The sequence below is a fragment of the Bacillus sp. FSL K6-0042 genome (assembly GCF_038006685.1).
Lineage (GTDB): Bacteria > Bacillota > Bacilli > Bacillales > Bacillaceae_G > Bacillus_A > Bacillus_A pseudomycoides.
The window spans coordinates 2,151,688-2,169,452 of sequence record NZ_JBBOVS010000001.1; the positions used below are offsets into that span (position 1 = coordinate 2,151,688).

Annotated in this window: 12 protein-coding genes and 4 pseudogenes; 5 read left to right on the forward strand and 11 right to left on the reverse strand. The window is 35.1% G+C overall.

Annotation, left to right across the window (positions count from 1 at the left end):
• Nucleotides 1-495 precede the first annotated feature (495 nt).
• Together MHH45_RS28055 and dhaK are read right to left on the reverse strand one after the other, a co-directional pair.
• Nucleotides 496-664, reverse strand: a pseudogene (locus tag MHH45_RS28055) (ABC transporter permease); the annotation flags it as partial.
• A gap of 629 nt (nucleotides 665-1,293) precedes the next feature.
• Complete coding sequence (gene dhaK, locus MHH45_RS11135; RefSeq protein WP_088094086.1) at nucleotides 1,294-3,045, reverse strand: dihydroxyacetone kinase subunit DhaK; 1,752 nt, start codon at nucleotides 3,043-3,045, stop codon at nucleotides 1,294-1,296.
• Nucleotides 3,046-3,317: 272 nt separating this feature from the next.
• Between dhaK and dhaS the strand changes: the two genes are divergently transcribed.
• Complete coding sequence (dhaS, locus tag MHH45_RS11140) at nucleotides 3,318-3,890, forward strand: dihydroxyacetone kinase transcriptional activator DhaS (protein WP_088094085.1); 573 nt, start codon at nucleotides 3,318-3,320, stop codon at nucleotides 3,888-3,890.
• A gap of 12 nt (nucleotides 3,891-3,902) precedes the next feature.
• Nucleotides 3,903-4,901 (forward strand): DhaKLM operon coactivator DhaQ, encoded by a 999-nt coding sequence (gene dhaQ / locus MHH45_RS11145; protein ID WP_088094084.1) that lies wholly within the window; start codon nucleotides 3,903-3,905, stop codon nucleotides 4,899-4,901.
• 6 nt (nucleotides 4,902-4,907) lie between these two features.
• Here dhaQ and MHH45_RS11150 read toward each other — a convergent pair whose 3' ends face one another.
• Together MHH45_RS11150 and MHH45_RS11155 are read right to left on the reverse strand one after the other, a co-directional pair.
• Nucleotides 4,908-5,030 carry a hypothetical protein gene (locus tag MHH45_RS11150; protein WP_003205188.1) on the reverse strand — a complete coding sequence of 41 codons (123 nt, stop codon included), beginning with the start codon at nucleotides 5,028-5,030 and terminating at the stop codon, nucleotides 4,908-4,910.
• Between the two features lie 344 nt (nucleotides 5,031-5,374).
• Nucleotides 5,375-6,439, reverse strand: coding sequence for a cell wall-binding protein (locus MHH45_RS11155; protein ID WP_088094083.1), 1,065 nt, complete (start codon nucleotides 6,437-6,439; stop codon nucleotides 5,375-5,377).
• Between the two features lie 381 nt (nucleotides 6,440-6,820).
• Here MHH45_RS11155 and MHH45_RS11160 point away from each other — a divergent pair, with 381 nt between their 5' ends.
• Nucleotides 6,821-7,834 (forward strand): N-acetylmuramoyl-L-alanine amidase family protein, encoded by a 1,014-nt coding sequence (locus MHH45_RS11160; protein ID WP_016113603.1) that lies wholly within the window; start codon nucleotides 6,821-6,823, stop codon nucleotides 7,832-7,834.
• A gap of 79 nt (nucleotides 7,835-7,913) precedes the next feature.
• On the opposite strand, the pseudogene MHH45_RS11165 reads toward MHH45_RS11160, so the two are convergent.
• Nucleotides 7,914-8,117, reverse strand: a pseudogene (locus MHH45_RS11165) (IS3 family transposase); the annotation flags it as partial.
• Between the two features lie 227 nt (nucleotides 8,118-8,344).
• A complete protein-coding gene (locus MHH45_RS11170) occupies nucleotides 8,345-9,598 on the reverse strand; it encodes an MDR family MFS transporter (RefSeq protein ID WP_088094081.1) in 1,254 nt (417 codons plus the stop codon).
• 102 nt (nucleotides 9,599-9,700) lie between these two features.
• On the opposite strand from MHH45_RS11170, the gene MHH45_RS11175 reads away from it, so the two are divergent.
• A complete protein-coding gene (locus MHH45_RS11175) occupies nucleotides 9,701-11,347 on the forward strand; it encodes an ABC transporter substrate-binding protein (RefSeq protein ID WP_016113601.1) in 1,647 nt (548 codons plus the stop codon).
• Between the two features lie 165 nt (nucleotides 11,348-11,512).
• Here MHH45_RS11175 and MHH45_RS11180 read toward each other — a convergent pair whose 3' ends face one another.
• On the reverse strand, nucleotides 11,513-13,741 hold the full coding sequence (locus MHH45_RS11180) for an N-acetylmuramoyl-L-alanine amidase family protein (protein ID WP_016113600.1): 2,229 nt from the start codon (nucleotides 13,739-13,741) through the stop codon (nucleotides 11,513-11,515).
• A 230-nt stretch (nucleotides 13,742-13,971) separates the two neighbouring features.
• On the opposite strand from MHH45_RS11180, the pseudogene MHH45_RS11185 reads away from it, so the two are divergent.
• Nucleotides 13,972-14,178, forward strand: a pseudogene (locus MHH45_RS11185) (hypothetical protein); the annotation flags it as partial.
• A 189-nt stretch (nucleotides 14,179-14,367) separates the two neighbouring features.
• Here MHH45_RS11185 and MHH45_RS11190 read toward each other — a convergent pair.
• The 4 genes and pseudogenes from MHH45_RS11190 to MHH45_RS11205 all read right to left on the reverse strand — a co-directional run bounded on the left by MHH45_RS11190 (nucleotide 14,368) and on the right by MHH45_RS11205 (nucleotide 17,584).
• Nucleotides 14,368-15,798 carry an IS4 family transposase gene (locus tag MHH45_RS11190; protein ID WP_051124587.1) on the reverse strand — a complete coding sequence of 477 codons (1,431 nt, stop codon included), beginning with the start codon at nucleotides 15,796-15,798 and terminating at the stop codon, nucleotides 14,368-14,370.
• 127 nt (nucleotides 15,799-15,925) lie between these two features.
• The gene (locus MHH45_RS11195) at nucleotides 15,926-16,423 is read right to left on the reverse strand and encodes a DM13 domain-containing protein (RefSeq protein WP_016113599.1); all 498 of its coding nucleotides are present in this window, start codon (nucleotides 16,421-16,423) and stop codon (nucleotides 15,926-15,928) included.
• Between the two features lie 76 nt (nucleotides 16,424-16,499).
• Nucleotides 16,500-16,967, reverse strand: a pseudogene (locus tag MHH45_RS11200) (sensor histidine kinase); the annotation flags it as partial.
• 413 nt (nucleotides 16,968-17,380) lie between these two features.
• The gene (locus MHH45_RS11205; protein WP_016113597.1) at nucleotides 17,381-17,584 is read right to left on the reverse strand and encodes a hypothetical protein; all 204 of its coding nucleotides are present in this window, start codon (nucleotides 17,582-17,584) and stop codon (nucleotides 17,381-17,383) included.
• Between the last annotated feature and the right edge of the window lie 181 nt (nucleotides 17,585-17,765).

Consider the following 17,765-nt stretch of genomic DNA (forward strand, 5'->3'; position numbering starts at 1 on the left):
CAACAATTCCTGTAATTCGTTATACACCGAAAAGGCGGAGTCTATTTGAAGACTTCGCCTTTGTTTGTATAGGGCATGAATGGTTTCAATGCCTTTTATTGTACGAGAATCATGCCGGAGAGTTTGAAATCCCGATGACCTAGCAAGAGGAAGTTTTGCTATGTTTGAACCCCAAATGAACTAGGAGTACCCGTTATCTGTTGATAATGTTTTTCCTTCTGAATTCATTGTTACTCGCTCCTTCTACCATTTTGCTTTTCCCATTTTTAAACGATTCAAACAAACCACTTTCTCTTACACCTTGTAGAGATAGATTACCGTTTCCTTGTAACATACTAGACATAGGATTATCTTCTGCGGATCCAGATGGTTCGATATACTGGAATCCATCAGCAGTTCCACCAGATGCCAAAAGATAATTATAATTTTTAACATACTTTGATTTGGCTAATTTTTCTGTAAGAGGAGTAAATTCATCCTCTTTTCCACTATTCATTAGGCCCATAAAATCAGGAGATAATTCAACATCAGCCCCTAATTTTTTTCTTGCAGCATCAGTTGCTTTTTGAGATGCATGCTGGATTGTGAATCCTGCCAGCACTAAATTTGTAACAATCAAAAAGATTACCACCAAAATGAATGATGTTTCTTTTCGTTTTTTCATACTGAGAATTGCTCGTTTTATCCCGCATTAACGGGCAGTAAGACCCCCACCTCAAAATTCAGCGAAAGCAAAGAAGTTAGGTGGGGGATCAACTGCCCGTAAAAGCCCGATTCGTTCAACTAATAATCAGTGGGGGATGAAGAAAACCCCCACTGATTAAAGTTTCACTTTATAAAATTCATTTTTTCTAACCTCCTTGATAGCTTTTATTCTATATACGCTATCTGGAGTCTGTATGGAGATATTCAGTAGTTTATCTAGAGGGATACGGAGTTTATATGTAGTTATTCATGTATATATTTCTAACGGGTTCTGTTGGAGAAGAAATTACAAAACGTTTAGTTTGAATGAGACAATATAAAAACAAAAAAGGTACCTGCTGCTTCATGAGGCCACTGAAAAAGTCCACTTCATAAAAAAAAGGAGTCCATCACCTACTATATACAGGTGATGAGCTCCTTTTTTTCAACATATTGATAAAATGCGTGTTATTTTTTCAAAGCAAACACTTTTTCAGTACCTACTGCTTCATAAGGTACCTTTTTTATCGGACTTTTCCTCTTTCTTATTTTCCTTCTATTCACCTACACAATTGAGAGTTTCCAGTATCCAGAAACACCAAACTGCCATTATTTTAGGCTGCGAGAAAGCTCCGTAAATATAATCCCTAATGCAAAGGCACCAGCATCAGGATAACCTAAGCTTCTTTCACCAACCGTACCAGCGCGGCCCATTCGAGCGACGATTTCTTTTGTATATTCTGCTCCCTTAACGGCAGCCTCTGCTCCTTTTTCAAAAGCAGTCTTAAAGTCCACGCCAGCTGCAGCACTTTCTGACCAAGAATTGACACAAGGTACAAGCGCATCTACAAGCGTCTTATCGCCTACTTCTGCTCCTCTTCCGAAAGAGCGCTCACCGATAGACTGTATACCATGAAGTGCAGCTTGCAACATTTCAGCAAACTCTCCAACTGTTAATTCCATTTTCCCTTCCATCGCCTTACCTGCAGCTCGGAAAGCTCCACCCCAAATTGGACCAGAAGCTCCTCCGCAATGTTCCATAATCACCATAGAGCACGAATCAAGGAAAGTCCCTATATTTAAACGTTCTTGATCTAAAATCGAGCTCCATTCACGCTTTAATTGTTTAAATCCTTTCGCAACGCTCATTCCAAAATCACCATCACCTGCATGCGTATCCAATTCGCAGAATGGCACTTCGTTCTTAATAATAACTTCGCTCATTTTATCTATAAGATAAATCATATTATTTAATGTGATTACCTCATTTTTAATGATCGCATGTTCTTCCGCTGTTTCCGTCTCAAAGAAAACAGGCTTCTCTTCTTCGTGCTCCGCAATATCAACGTATTCTACACTCTCAATTGGTCCATCTACTTTAAACGCAGGTGTATTACATTCTTTCGATAGCAATGTCTTCAGCTCATCGTCTAGTTTCATCACTGTTAGAGAAATTCCAGCCATATCGATACTCGTCATATAATTACCGACAAACGTTCTATTGATTCGTATATTTCTTTTACTTAACTCTCTCGTAACTGCATTGTTAAACAGATACAGTTCTTGAAGCGGTGTACCGCCAAATCCATTTACTAGAACAGCAATTTCAGCATCTTCATCTAGTTCTAAATCTTTCACAAGGTCATTTGTCATGCGTAAAGCCAATTCGTCTGCAGTCGCAATTTTTTCACGTTTTCTGCCTGGCTCTCCATGAATGCCAACGCCATATTCCATTTCATCTTCACCTAATTTGAAAGTAGGTGATCCACTCGCCGGAACCGTGCAGGAAGTTAATGCGAGACCAATTGTTCGAACATTTGCCGCTGCTTTTTCCGCTACAGCTTTCACCTGCATCAAATCCATACCTTCTTCCGCTGCTGCACCGGCTATTTTATGTACCAACACAACTCCTGCAACACCGCGGCGCCCTACTGTATAAAGACTATCCTCTACCGCAATATCATCATCTACGCGGACATATTCTACTTGAATGCCATCCTCCGTAGCTAAGTGAGCACCATTTTTAAAGTTCATGATATCTCCACTGTAATTCTTAATAATTAGTAGCGTACCTTTTTTACTAGCTGTTGCCTTAATTGCCTGATATACCTGTATTTGCGTCGGAGAAGCAAATACGTCTCCGCATACCGCAGCATCCAGCATTCCTTTTCCTACTAACCCCGCATGTGCCGGTTCATGTCCACTACCGCCACCGCTGATTAAAGTTACCTTATTTTCGTTCATTTCTTTTTTCTTAATGACCTTATACTTTTTTAATAACTCGAGTTCCGGATGAGCCATAACCATCCCATTGCACATCTCCATAACGAGAGTTTCAGGTTTATTTACAATTTTTTTCATTTGTTATTCCTCCTCTATAAGTTTTGTTACATGCTTCGCAAACCAATTCGTATCCACACTTCCATAATTTTATTAATTCATAGGAAATTCCTGCCACGGTACATTCTCTTCTGAATTATGATATATTCGAAAGCGCATTCTTATTAACTATAGTAAAATGAAAGCGTTTTATGGTAAACGGACAAAATGAACGATTTGTCTAAAGACACCCACTTCATTTATAGGTAGGATGTTAATTATTAAAAACGAATAAAGCTGTAGGGATGATTATAATGACCTCTTCTATCATTTCAAAAAAAATCATAGCCAACTCATTAAAAAAATTAATGGAAACTGAACCTTTCCATAAAATATCCGTGAGTGACATTATGTTAAATTGTCAGATGCGCAGGCAAACTTTTTATTATCACTTTAAAGATAAATTTGAATTGTTAAGTTGGATTTATAAAGAAGAAACAAAAGAGAATATTATAGACTTTCTTGATTATGAAAAATGGGAAAATATTTTCGACCTATTATTTGATTACTTTTACCAAAACCAATGCTTCTACCGAAATGCATTTAAAGTAATCGAGCAAAATTCATTTAATTATTATCTCTTTGAACATACGAAAAACTTATATCTCAAAATCATCGATGAACTATTAATTGGCTGTAAATTAGCAATTTCTGCGGTGAAAAAAGATACACTGGCCTCTTTTTATAGTCACGGATTTGTTGGGACAATAAAAGATTGGATTGAGAATCATTGCGCTATTGATCCGTCTATCATGTCTTCGATGATGAAAAATATGATAAACAACCAATTAGTCCTTTTACTAAAGCAATCAGCAGACAAATCATAAGGTGGAAAAACAATGAAAAAAATTATGAATGATGTTCAAAATATTGTTCAAGATATGTTGCATGGTTTTTATTTTGAACATAACGATAGAATATCTTATAACCGAGAACACAACATCATTTATCAGAAAGACCTTGCCGAAATTGGGCAAGATGTTTCCATTATAAGTGGCGGCGGTAGCGGGCATGAACCAGCTGATGTTGGTTATGTCGGAAAAGGCATGCTTTCAGCGGCAGTCAATGGAGAAATTTTCACCCCTCCTACACCAGAACAATTATTAGCGGCTATTCGCTTAGTACCCAAAGACAAGGGCGTCCTATTAATCATTAAAAACTTTCAAGCTGACGTGGAAAGCTTTTTAACTGCTGAATCTTTAGCAAAAGAAGAAGGAAGACTTGTTGATCATGTAATTGTGAATGACGATGTTTCCATTGAAGATGATGCTTCCTTTAATAAAAGAAGACGAGGAGTAGCTGGTACGGTTTTCGTTCATAAAATACTCGGAGCAGCAGCTCTTGAAGGCTATTCATTACAACAATTAACAGGCATCGGCCATTCTGTTATTCGGAATCTGCATACATTAGGAGTTGCGCTCTCTCCAGCAACCGACCCTATCCAAGGAAAGGCTTCTTTTACCTTACAAGACAATGAAGTCTTTTACGGAGTCGGCATCCATGGAGAGAAAGGATACCGAAAAGAAGTATTATCTTCTTCTGAAAAATTGGCAATCGAGCTTATGAATAAGCTCAAAAGTATTTACCGCTGGAAAAAAGGTGATAAGTTTGCCATCTTGATTAATGGATTAGGTGCTACTCCATTAATGGAACAGTATATCTTCGCAAATGATATTCGCCGTTTGTGTGAGCTTGAAGGATTAGATATTCGATTTGTCAAAGTCGGAACCCATCTAACCTCCTTAGACATGCAAGGCACTTCATTAAGCTTACTTAAAATAGAAGATCCACTTTGGGAAAAATGGTTAAAAGCGGATGTTGAGGTGGCTAGCTGGTAGTTTCAATTAGCTTGAAAAGGTGTTTTCCATATGTGAAAACACCTTTATATTGTTTAGAATCCTTTGTTCTTCTTTAAATTGTAGTGCCCATTCTGGTGTATGCTCCTCAATAACAACTTGCTTATCCATAGTTCTGTCTCCCTACTCGTTTTTTGCTTGAATATAACACCAACTTAAGATACATAAAACTATTAGATCCCGTATATACATGAAGCCTACATAACATTTCATTATCAAAATTTCAAATTAACTTTCTGGTCTAAAACTTTATTTTAATAAAAATTCTTTTTCCTAAATAAACACTAATTTTGCCCATAGAAAAATCCCCTCCATAGTAAACAGATTAATGTGCTTTCTTTTTACTGTCTACAATAAGGGGATCATATCATCGTACCACCTTCTTTTTTATATCACTCTTTAATCCCCGCTATTCGTGGGCAGTAAGTCCCCCACTGACGGACTCTTTCTTTCGTTTAATAATATTTCAGTTCACTCTCCGGTGTTTGTACAATCACAGGACTTTTAGCAGGATTTAACCATCTTAAAACAGAAAGAACATTTTCCCGAGATATTGCTGTGCAACCGTATGTATACATATCTGAAATATGGAAGAAAATCGCCGAGCCAGCTCCAGCTATTCGTTCTGTATTATAGTTAATCACAAACCCATAATCATATTGAGGAATATTCATATTTTCGGCACTGCTCCAACGGCCATTTGCTGGTTTTTGCTGCCACGTGTTATATAAAGATGAATTAGAATCATCCACCCAAACATCATTTGATGTAATTTGTCGATATGGTAGTTTTGTTCCTGGATTACCGTAGCGACCAAAAGCTGTTCCAATTGTATATTTACCGCGCGGAGAACTTTTTCCTCCTTCTGCCATTGTATAAGCAAATCCATTACGTCCAATATATCCTTGCATAGCAGCATACACTGGATACCATTTATTATTTCGCTTCTCGAATGTTTGAATTTCTGCCTTACTAGTTCCATAATCATTTGCCGTCACAAGAATAAGCTGTTGATTTTCTCCTATTGTATATAAATAGTCAGCATCATTGCTTGCAACCCATACACCGCTATTCTCAAAGTAATACAATGCCCCGCCTATTTTATTCCAACCAATCTCCATTCCACCATTGCTATTCATATAAAACCAATTCATTCCGTCAAAATACCAATCTGTTTTCATTACGCCATTACTCTCAAAGTAATACCATGTTCCCTGAACCTTTTTCCATCCTGTCTCCATTCCACCATTGCTATTCATATAAAACCAATTCGTTCCATCAAAATACCAATCTGTTTTCATTACGCCATTACTCTCAAAGTAATACCACGTTCCTTGAATCTTTTTCCATCCGCTTGCCGGCACATTATTCACATAGTAATACCAATTGTTTTGTTCAAACACCCAGCCATCTTTTACGATAATTTGCTGATTTCCACCTGTATTTACTCCTGCAAAACTTTGTATAGGTGCTATTAATAAGCTTCCTGCTACACATATTGATGCAATCATTCGCTTCATTACATTTCTCCTCTTTTTCTTTACAGAATATACACTTACATTTTTAAAATATCTAACAAAAAAATTTTCTAGCATCCTATGAAAAATGCTAGAGAATCAAAACCACATTGCTAATTTTTACGAATTTCTTCCTTCTATAATAGAATGGAAAAGAAACAGCTAGCAAGAAGGATTTTAAAACTCCTTTGCATACTAATGATAATAGTGATTTTATTCCTTATTAACAGATAATAAGGAATAAGACCCTTACAGAAAGAAATGATTCTGATACTTTCGTAACATCTTTGTAACACATTCGTAATAAAAGTATTGAATTTGTTTTATTATTCAGATATATTAGTAGTAGAGAAAGGCATTTTTCTAAAAAAGGAGCAGATTATTATGAAAAAACAAATCGTTAGTATGTTATTTGTTGCAGGTATATTGTTTAGCGGAATACAACCTCATGTTTATGCAGAAACAAATAAACAGTCTACTCCAATAACGGGTTGGGTACAAAAACAACATGCATGGTATTACTACATAAATGGAAAAATGGAAACAGGATGGGTAAACACAAATAACAATTGGTATTTCCTTGAAAAAAATGGTGTCATGAAAACTGGATGGTATCAAGAAGGACCACATTGGTATTTTTTAAATAAAGATGGCGCTATGCACACTGGATGGCTAAACCAAGATGAAAAGTGGTACTTCTTCAATAAAAACGGTGCTATGCAGTATGGATGGGTTTCCGACAGTGGGAAATCGTATTTTCTTGGAAAAAATGGTGTCATGAAAACTGGATGGCATCAAAGCTCACCATATGAATGGTACTACTTAAATAAAGATGGCGCTATGCACACTGGATGGGTTCTTGATCAAAACAAATGGTACTTTTTAAATGCAAAGGGTATTATGCAAACGGGTTGGGTACTCGACCAAAACAAATGGTACTTCCTTGATAAAAGCGGTGCAATGAAAACTGGATGGTTTGTCGACGATCGATTACAATGGTACTATCTCGATAAAGACGGTGCATGGAATCCTGATGCAAAACCAACTTCTATTCTATACAACGTTCAAGGAACATGGTCAGAACAAGAACTACCGACGAAACCACCGTATATCGGCCCAGCTTTCACAATGATGAAGATTAGTCCTATTTCTGAAAACGAAGCAGTTGTCGGTGTATCTTCTTATTCCGATAACGCTGAAGATATAGCATATATAGACGGTACTGTAACATTCAAAAATAATAAAGCAACTTTAATTTTTGATCAATTTGGTAAAAAAGGGCAAATTGATATTGAAATCTTAGATGACAAAGCATTGTTAAATATTAAACTTCTAAGAAGTTCGGATGAGTGGAACTTAATTCAAGGGAAACATACATTGCCTATTTATAGAAGATAAGATTTCATAAAAAAGAGGAGAACCAATATATGAACTGTACCCTATAAAATGGACAGTTTAATAAAAAGACCTTTAAAAATTAAGCACTTAAAAGATGGTTCCGGTATTGTACCGGAACCATCTTTTTGAGAGTCCATTGATAACGATCATAATTATAATCTTGTATATAATTCTCGATTACTAGTTGAAGAGATTGAAACGTTTGACAACACTTATAGTCTAATTCATCTTTCATATGACCAAAAAAGGATTTCATTGAGGCATTATCTAGACAGTTTCCTCGGTTTTCTTTCACAGCTTTTATTTTAAAATCAGAACCATAGGTAATAGAACGTTCCTATACCTTCACGACATTTTCATTCTTCTCTAGTTGTTCATTTGTATTTCATTAAAAATAATTTTACTCATTTCCCGTACCTCACTTTTATCCCGCATTAACGGGCAGTAAGACCCCCACTGATTAAAGTTTCACTTTATCATTGTTTCCATTATAACTATTAAAGTATTATATTATGATGACATTTTCTTCAATATTTCTTTAGACTGAATATCTTTTTTAATAAACAATCCAGTGTATAAGAGGAATGTGCCAATTATCACAATGATTCCAATGTAAACGGACATTATCGTAGGAATCAAGAAAGCACCAACGATAATGGTAATTCTTGCAATCAGGTCAGCACCAATATCTGATAGACCTGCAAAAGCTGAATAAGATCCTCTTTTATCAGCCGGGATCATATTAGCTTGTTCTGCATTTCTGACAGGCGAGTAGACAAGTTCACCAACAGTAGCAATAAAATTAAAAATAATAAGTACGTACCAAGTGTTTGCAGATGTTACTGTTACATATCCTACACCATAGAGAACCAGACCTAAGAGTAACGCCTTCTTTCCACTTAAACGATCTGTAAATTTATTCACAATAAACGTCAAACATACCACTAAAAGCATATTTTGTATGTTAAGAATACTCAGCATCCTTACTCCTACTATTTCAAAGTTCCCAACGTTTATTGTATTAAATGTTTCTGAAAGTCGTATACCTATATAGCTATTTAAAGAGAACTCTGCCGCAAATATGCATGTAGATCCTATTACAACTTTTAAAAATGCTACATCTTGAATAGCAATTTTATAGTTTTGGATTAGATCCAATACTATACTTTCATGTTTTTGTTCTAAGAAATTATTAAATTCAGCAACTAACCACAATTTATAGGTAATTGGTAGTGTAGCAGAAACCAAGGTTAGTAATATAAATAACTCTTTTTGGTGATTCATGTATAAAAAACCACCTAATGCAGCACCAATTGCCATCGAAAGATTCATAAGCCAATAGTCAATTGTATAAACAGCCTTTCGATTTTCTGGTGTAGTTGAATCTATTATTATAGCGTGCATGGATGGACGACCAAGACTACTAGATATTACAAAACCTACATAAGCAATTGCAAATAACCAAATCAACTTATCTGTAGGATATAAACTTAAGGTCATTAATAAAAACATTACAGCACTAGAAGAAGAAGTTAACAATAAAACTTTCTTCCGTTGAAAACGATCTGAAATGTAACCTCCAATTAAACTTGAAAAAAAACTTAAAATAACAGTCGAGATTAAAAATAACCCGGCCCATACTTTATTTATTTCTTGAGCAAAAAACAATGCCATGAAAGGCATTACTGCTGATGTAACAGCACGATTAAAAAATGATGTAATTAAGCGTACTTTTATATTTTGCTCAAAGTCTTTCCAATTCATAGTATCTCCTCCTTTTATCTAATGTTATATTAAACTAGACTTATTAAACTGAAAATGGACATATCTAGAAAAATATGTCTACTTATAGAAGGAGATAGGAAAATGGATAAAAATTTATTGGATCTATGGCAATCATTTTCTTCAGGACACATAAAAATAAAAGACCTAGCAGACTTTTTAAGTTTAAGTACAAAGCAAACAGTACGTTACTTACATAAATGGATGGATGAAGGTTGGCTAATTTTCAATTCTGGAAAAGGAAGAGGACACACTTCCTCTCTTCAATGGCTTAAAAATATAGAACAAATCTATGAGTCACAAGTGATGGAGATTATGGATCAACAACCTGTTGAAAAAAGCAGTAAATATTTACTATATAATTGGTCTCCAAACGGTAAACTACGTTTGATGACTAAGTTTCACTCAAAATTTGGCTATATACATAATTCGGATGATAAATTAATTATTCCTAGAAGAAAGCCCTTTTTAACAACACATCCACTAGAGGCTGCCGATGTACATAGTGCACACATTGTCGCAAACGTGTTCAATCGACTTGTTTATATGGATGAAAAGGGGAACATATTTCCTGAAATAGCTCATAGTTGGGATTTAACTCAATCTAAGCTTAGACTATACTTAAAAAAGTCCATAAAATTTCATGATGGATCCATCTTAACAGCGACTGACGTGAAACTATGTCTCTCAAAACTACGGAGTCATAAATACTATAAAGACTTATGGGCACCAATAGAGAAAATAGATATTGTATCACCATTAATTATTGACATACATTATCCGGATGGTTGTAGCTATTGTTTACAAATGTTATGTATGATAAATACAAGCATTTATAAAGAAAATAACGGTCTAATTGTAGGAACTGGTGGTTTTTATATAGGAGAGAATAACCAGGAAAAGACATCCTTGATAGCATTTAATGATTATTTTCAGGAAAGGCCATTGCTAGATACAGTAGAATTCATTCAGGTTCCTCTAGAATTTGATACTATTTATCAATCTTCCAAGCGCAACGAGAACACTTCCACCTTTCAAGTAGAAAGAAATTCTGGCTTTGGCGTTATAATTATGAATGCCTGGCGTAATTCATCTATTCAACGAATCGATGTTCGTAACTACTTACATTATATTATTACTAAGAATATCAATCATATCCATGAATATGACTTTAATAAGATCCCCAACCCTACGAGTTGCTTGAAGGAAATAGATCATCAAATCGATATGCGACAAAAATCACGCCCCACATTTAAAGAACCACTTATTATAAAAGCTACTCAGTATACAGAAAAACTGACAAAGTGGTTAATGAATGTCTTAGAAAAAGAAAATATACCTTTTCTAGTCAAATGGGTTCCTTTTGAAAGCTATCTGAGAGATGAAAAACTTAATGAGCAAGTTGATCTCTTTATTCATGGTGAGGTATTCGAGATGAATCAAGAGATATCATTTTATTATTTTCTAACAGCTAGATATTCACCGTTGGCTAAGATTGTAAAAACAAATGAAACAATAAAAAAACACCTTGATAGATACAAACGTACACATTTTGAAAAGTGGCCCTCATTAAATAAAAACCTTGAAAAAGAACTGATAGAATCCTCTATTATGATTCCCCTATATTATGATAAATGTCAGATTCCTTTTTCATCAGATCTAACGAATATTAGGATGAAATATTTTGGATATGTGGATTTTTCTCAACTTTGGGTAAGGCCTTTAGTTTAAAAGCTACAAGAAATCTGATACACCTGTAATAATTATCACCCAATTTTGGGTACGGAAACATCGCCATCAAGTTAATAAAAATCCTCCAGATGCTGAAAGCATCTGGAGGCTGTGGGGATCTCATTTAGCGAGTCATATTTATAAAAAATAGATTTTTTTTGATGATTAATAACCTTTGTGGCCATGACTGTCAAATGTATAGGTTTTTCCGTTAATTTCAATCTTCGTATCTGTATAAATTGAACCATCCTGTTTAGCATAATACGTAAAGTATCCGTAATAAGGGAAATGATACCCACCACCAACTGAGAACCATCCTATCTTAGCTGCTCCAGATTCATCGAAGTAATACCATTTACCATCGATTTCTTGCCAGCCCGTTTGCATTACGCCTTTATCGTCATAATGGTATATCTTACCATCAACTTTATCAAATCCTGTTAGCTTAGCTTCTCCGTCATGATTAAAATAATATCTTTTTCCATCAATGGTTTCATGTCCATCAAAAGTATAGTGTGCGCCATCTTTGAAATGATATTTCTTTCCATCAATCGTTTTCCAACCAGAATAAGTAGCTCCTTCTTCTAAGCTATAATAGTGGATTGCATCCTTCTCGCTTCCATCCGGTTGAGGGAAAGCTCTCTTTTCAGTCACTCCTAATTTTCTAATAGCACCGTTTTTCTCAAAGGCTAGTTGTTTCTCGTTCAAAATAACAGTTGTAGGAGTAGTTAGTGCGTTTCCATTCAGATCAGAAGCTCTCTCAAGCATGCCTTTATCGGAAAAGTGAAGAATGACACTTTGATCTTCTAGACGCAGTTTATTTTTAGTAGGTTGGTAATTTTGGAAATCGTAAATTTTACCATCGATTTCCCGCAAACCTTCTTTAACCAACGCTCCAGAAGCATCAGAATAGTAATTATCTCTCCATGCTGATCGTTGCAAAGCACCAGAATCATTAAAGTGATAGTACTTACCCTCAATTTGTGAATTTATTCCTGAAGCCATCATGTTAGACTCCGGATTAAAATAATACGTATTCCCCTCAATTTTCTGCCAACCCTTCAAGAGAACTCCTGAAGCATCTGCATAATACCAACCAGGATTTTGCGTACCTTGGTTTACCCAACTATTTTTAATCAATTTTCCAGTAGAATCATATGCAGTCCATATAGAGCTATCACCTTTATCATTACTTCTGAACTCTATTCCGTCATAATTCTGTTTCTCATTTTCTTTCCCAGGGTACCATTCCCTTAACCAGTTATGAATTTCATTGTTAGTTTTTGCAGTGAAACGAATTTCGGATTTGAAACTCCAATCAGTACCAAATTGTTGAACATAAGAATTACCAGCCAAACTTACTCCATTCTTGTTTTTTAAATAGAATTGGAATTTATTATCATGAGAATTACCGGTCTGAACAAGTTCAAACACTTCATCATCACCAATCGAATCAGAATATTGAAGTGCATTTCCTTCTTTCCCTGAAAGATATTTTGAACCTGTTTTTACCAATACTTTATTCGTCCCTTTTTTATAGGGGATAATTTGATAAGGTTTACCGTCATTTAGTATACTAAATGGTAGTGTAATAGGTGTCTCTAGGATTTTTGTAGATTCCGCCAATATATTAGTTGACCGGTTATTAAAATCCGCACGAGCTTCAGGGTTATTCGTAACATAATTAGAAAGAACTTCTCTGCCTACTGGATGTGAAGTCAATGTTGCTATCTTCTTTTCTTCTTCTGTTAAATAAGAGAATAGGTCAGTAAATAAACCTTTAAATCCGTCAAGAGAACGTTCTCCAAATTTTTTCTTATAAAATTCGTCACGAAGAATTACATTTTGACCAGATGTTTTTTCTACATATATAGTATTAACTTGGTTAAGCGCAACTCCCGTTTTTCCTTCATTTAATTGCGCTTGTGTAATATAAAGAAGATTGTGTTCTGAAACAGATTCTGCATCAGGATTTAGATCTACAATGGTACCCGCTTCTGTAAGCTTAAGCTGCTGTCCTGATTTTAATTTATGAATTTCACTTTTTCCATCTGGATAAAGTACTTTAATCTGCTTAGTAAAATTCGAATCATTTTTCGTATGATGCATAGAGATATTGAATTCCCCAGATTTAAAATTAGGAGCTCTGTAAGATACATTCTCTGCATAGGGACCAGTGTAATCAGTTAAGTCGGGATCCCCTGTAGATATTCCAAGTCCTTCATAAATGTCTTTCACTATACCTAATGAAGTAATCGTCACATCGAGTACGGTACCTATCCCTGCGCTAGCCTTGTTTTCTGCAATAGGAGCTACTGAAAAAAGAATACCTAATGCCGCTGCGGTAGGAATGACTTTCTTTCCAATTCCAATTGTATTAAATTTTTTCTTCATTTTTATTGTCCTCTCTTAGTAAGATTTAGCCTAGATTGCTTACATGTAACACTGTGAAAAATAAATATATAAAGACTGTCGTATGTTGATTTAAAAATATAAAATCAATATTTATAAGTTCATCTTAGTTTAAATACCTTTCATTTTTCTTGCGGAAGTGTTACAAAACTCTTTCGTTAGTATCTTATAAAATTCCGAATTTTATAAGATATTCTGTATTTTTCAGCTTGGCCGCTATACAGAAAAACACCCAAGAAATAACAAAGATTCTAATCCCCCTATTCCACCTAGTACAGAAAAATGGTCGGAAATCTCATCGATATGAGAAGAAAACAGTCTTTGATATTATGGGTGTTGTCTATGCGTATGATGGATTGAGAAGACAAAAGAAAGCTGCATCATTTTTAAGGACAAAAAGTATCTTAAGAGTTTTTTAGTTCATTTGAACGAAAATTTATTTTGTTTTCGTTCTTAAGTTAATGGGCATGGGGCATGTACACACATCCATCAACTTAAGGTATATTTTTATACAAAATGGGGTCTTTTCACGTAATATTTTATTATCGTTTATAGATGTTATAAAAGTAGGCATATCAAATAAACCCTGACGGGTTTGAATTTTTTTACTATGCTACCTGATGAGTAGAAGTGGTATACTCATACACAACACCCAAAATGTCAAAGACTGTCTTTTTCTCGTATCGATGAGATTTTCGTCCGTTGCGCTGTAGGAGGTTAAACAGACGAAGGAGAACCTTTGATAGCTCTTGGGTGTTTTTGTGTAATGCTTGGTGAAAAAGTGAAAAATAATCTTTAATTATGTACATCGCTTTATATTCACTTAGCTCTTTCTGTTTCTTACGTAATAGGAGTTCTCTCATCTTAAACATTGTAGAAGAACATAATAGGATACTAATGAGTTGTCCATAAAGATGACATTCTAATCGCTCTTGTTTAATAGATTTACAACGATGAATTTGAAACCAGGATTTCCATATTTTAAATAACAGTTCAATTTGCCAACGTAGTGAATATAAATCATAGATTTTCTCTTTTGGTACCCATTCCGTAGGAATGTTTGTCATATATACCGTAATTCCTTGTAAAAGTTTCGTACGCTCTGTATATGTAATTCCTTTTTTCTTTTCACGAATAGCTCGATCACGTAGGCGTTTTTGTTTTTGCTCCTCCGTACATTTATAAACCACAATGCGAGTAGGTAGTTTGTCTTTGCTCCCTACATATACATCATGTAATTCATACACTTGGCCAGGTTGTAATTGGTTCATAATGTCTTCCAAATGAATTTGTATATATACCGGCCTCAGTTGAGCGGGTTTTGTTTTAAATATGACTGTTTCGAATTCCTTTCTATATATCTTAGTTGGTAACTTAAGACGTGATAAATAATATCCTTGCTTATCTTGAATAGACTTAAAGTCTTGTAAACGAAAATATCCTAAGTCACGAATATATAGTTCATTCTTTTGTGCCATACCTGTTCGAGTCGCACCATACGCTTGATCACTTCGTTTTCCTGGTTCAATTTTCACATCAGAAAATTCTCCACTCAACAAGTCATACTCCAGTTGAATTTTTACACCAGCTTTATGACTACATCCTCCGGCACCAGGATAAGTAGATGCAAATCGATCCGGCACTTGAAATGTTGTAGAATCAAGGATAAGAATACGCTCAAAGTAAGTAGAAAGAGCATGAGAAATCTTAGATAATCCCCCAATTTTAGCTTGTAGAAGTGTAGTAAATACAGTTCGAAAGAAGGCTACAGAAGCCGAGTTAAATCGCCGATTAAGTCCCTCAGGACTTAATAAAATTCCTGTTGAAGTTTCTAATTGACTACAAAGTTGAGTAAGAGAGGTAGTAGCGATTTGTTGATTTAACCATACACACAAAGATAAAAAATGGTGCCCATGGCACTTACGTTTTCGTTTCATTCCGCCTGCTTCTATAGCTAATTGATTAAGTGTAGCAGGAGACATATAGCGATATAACTCTTCGGCAAATAAAGACAACTCTTGTTTTTGATGCATATTCATAAAAAGCACGTCACCCTTTCTCATTAACATAAGAGAATAGTAACGTGCTTTTAACTTCAAGAATAGTCTAAATCCTTAAGTTGATGGATGTGGGGCATGTACACAAGCCTCATTTGTATGTTCTTTCTTACTTTTCAAAATAAGCCGCACCAAAGTTTTCATTAAATCTCTTACACCATATAGAAACCGAACCGTATGTGCTTACATCTATCCCTTCAGGAATTTCATAGTTTTGGTCTCCTTTGTTTCCCTTTAACTTTCCTAATTCAATATACTGATGGTTTTTAACATCTTCATTATTTTTCAAACGATTCGTAGGAACTAATACAACTCGAACATCTGGCCCATTAGAAGTTGAAAAATTTGAAAGTCGTAAAACACGTTTTCCCTCCCCTAATTGATGGATCGTTGCCGTTCCAGTTGTTTCATGAACACCGTTTTGAAACTGACCTGTACTTATTACTCGTTCTTCTTGTTGTTTTGTTTTGTTTGATTGTATTTCTGTTTGTGGCAATGCTTCATTCACTTGCTTATCAATAAATAATTTCTCGGGGCGGAACAATGACCATAAAATTCCCCCAACAATTATGGAACCCCCTATAAGCAATACATATTTTCTTTTCATAAAGTAAAAGCCCTCCTGTAGTATATTGTTTAATGGTATGATAACAAGAAAGTCTTTCGTTTCTATAATATAAATATTACAAAAGTCTTTCAGCAGTCTTATTTTTTTCTGATGTGATGGGAAGAGTAAACCAAAATTCACTTCCCTGTTTTCCATCTGAGCGATCTCTCACACCAATTCCTCCTTTGTGTATTTCAATTCATGATTTTGTAATGGCTAGTCCGAGACCGGAACCTTCAGATTGTGAACTTCTGGATTGATCTGTTCTAAAAAAGCGTTCAAATACGCGTAATTGGTCATCGGGAGTAATTCCTTCTCCTTCATCACGCAAAATAAATTGGACTTGTTGCTTCTGCTTATTTTCCTCTACAATCAACTCAATTGTTCCGGAGACAGGAGAATACCGAATCGCATTATCTAACAAATTACTGATAACCCGAGCTATTTTACACGGCATGATTAAAAGCCGAGGTAATGTATCAGGAACATGCAATTGCAAATGGATCTGTTTGTCCGCTAATAAGACAGAATGTGACTCTAGTACTCTAATAGGGGTCACCATACATCTCCATCAACTTAAGAATTTTATCCCGCTATTTTAGGACAGTAACACTCCCACCTCAAAATTCAGCGAAAGCAAAGAAGTTAGGTGGGAGATGAACTGTCCGTAAAAGCCCGATTCGTTCAACTAATAATCAGTGGGGGATGAAGAAAACCTCCACTGATTAAAGTTTCACTTTATAACGCTCCCAAAATCAATAAGTCTAAAAAAATGGCTTTTTTCTCAAAGGTTTTAGCATAGGAAAGGATACGATTCCCAAAATGATACACAGAATTCCGCTTAATAATTGTCCAATTCCAGAAGCTTGTCCAAGAATCAACAAATTAAAAAGTTTTTTTCTTGTTGGGTTATTCCATGTTTTAAACGCAACTCTTTTATTCTATTTTTCATAGAAATCACCTATTATATAAAAGAATATTTCTATAATTATCAGTAGATCCCCACACTACATCCCAAACTAAGTTTGTATTAGCTGCCAAATGAATAGTATGATATTCATTTTTCTCTGGAGCTGCTGCTTCACTTGAAGGAGCCCAGATAGATAGCCCCATTGCTCCTGCAGCTAATCCTGTCATGACTTTTTTTGATATTGATTTCATACTAATTCTCCCCTTCTTCTAATATTTCTACAAGATTACAAAAAATGATCTGATACTGTACATTGCTTATACTTTTATTGCGAAATAAAATCACTTTTGCTATGTAGAAACTTAAAACTCTTAACTTGATGGGCATAGGATAGCAACAACAAATAGCATTTGGTTGGCGAGATTCCAATTA

Bases quoted from the DNA above. Each gene is read 5' to 3' on its own strand.
- dhaK (WP_088094086.1), bottom strand. From the start codon at position 3,045: ATGAAAAAAATTGTAAATAAACCTGAAACTCTCGTTATGGAGATGTGC.
- dhaS (WP_088094085.1), top strand. From the start codon at position 3,318: ATGACCTCTTCTATCATTTCAAAAAAAATCATAGCCAACTCATTAAAA.
- dhaQ (WP_088094084.1), top strand. From the start codon at position 3,903: ATGAAAAAAATTATGAATGATGTTCAAAATATTGTTCAAGATATGTTG.
- MHH45_RS11150 (WP_003205188.1), bottom strand. From the start codon at position 5,030: ATGGATAAGCAAGTTGTTATTGAGGAGCATACACCAGAATGGGCACTA.
- MHH45_RS11155 (WP_088094083.1), bottom strand. From the start codon at position 6,439: ATGAAGCGAATGATTGCATCAATATGTGTAGCAGGAAGCTTATTAATA.
- MHH45_RS11160 (WP_016113603.1), top strand. From the start codon at position 6,821: ATGAAAAAACAAATCGTTAGTATGTTATTTGTTGCAGGTATATTGTTT.
- MHH45_RS11170 (WP_088094081.1), bottom strand. From the start codon at position 9,598: ATGAATTGGAAAGACTTTGAGCAAAATATAAAAGTACGCTTAATTACA.
- MHH45_RS11175 (WP_016113601.1), top strand. From the start codon at position 9,701: ATGGATAAAAATTTATTGGATCTATGGCAATCATTTTCTTCAGGACAC.
- MHH45_RS11180 (WP_016113600.1), bottom strand. From the start codon at position 13,741: ATGAAGAAAAAATTTAATACAATTGGAATTGGAAAGAAAGTCATTCCT.
- MHH45_RS11190 (WP_051124587.1), bottom strand. From the start codon at position 15,798: ATGAATATGCATCAAAAACAAGAGTTGTCTTTATTTGCCGAAGAGTTA.
- MHH45_RS11195 (WP_016113599.1), bottom strand. From the start codon at position 16,423: ATGAAAAGAAAATATGTATTGCTTATAGGGGGTTCCATAATTGTTGGG.
- MHH45_RS11205 (WP_016113597.1), bottom strand. From the start codon at position 17,584: ATGAAATCAATATCAAAAAAAGTCATGACAGGATTAGCTGCAGGAGCA.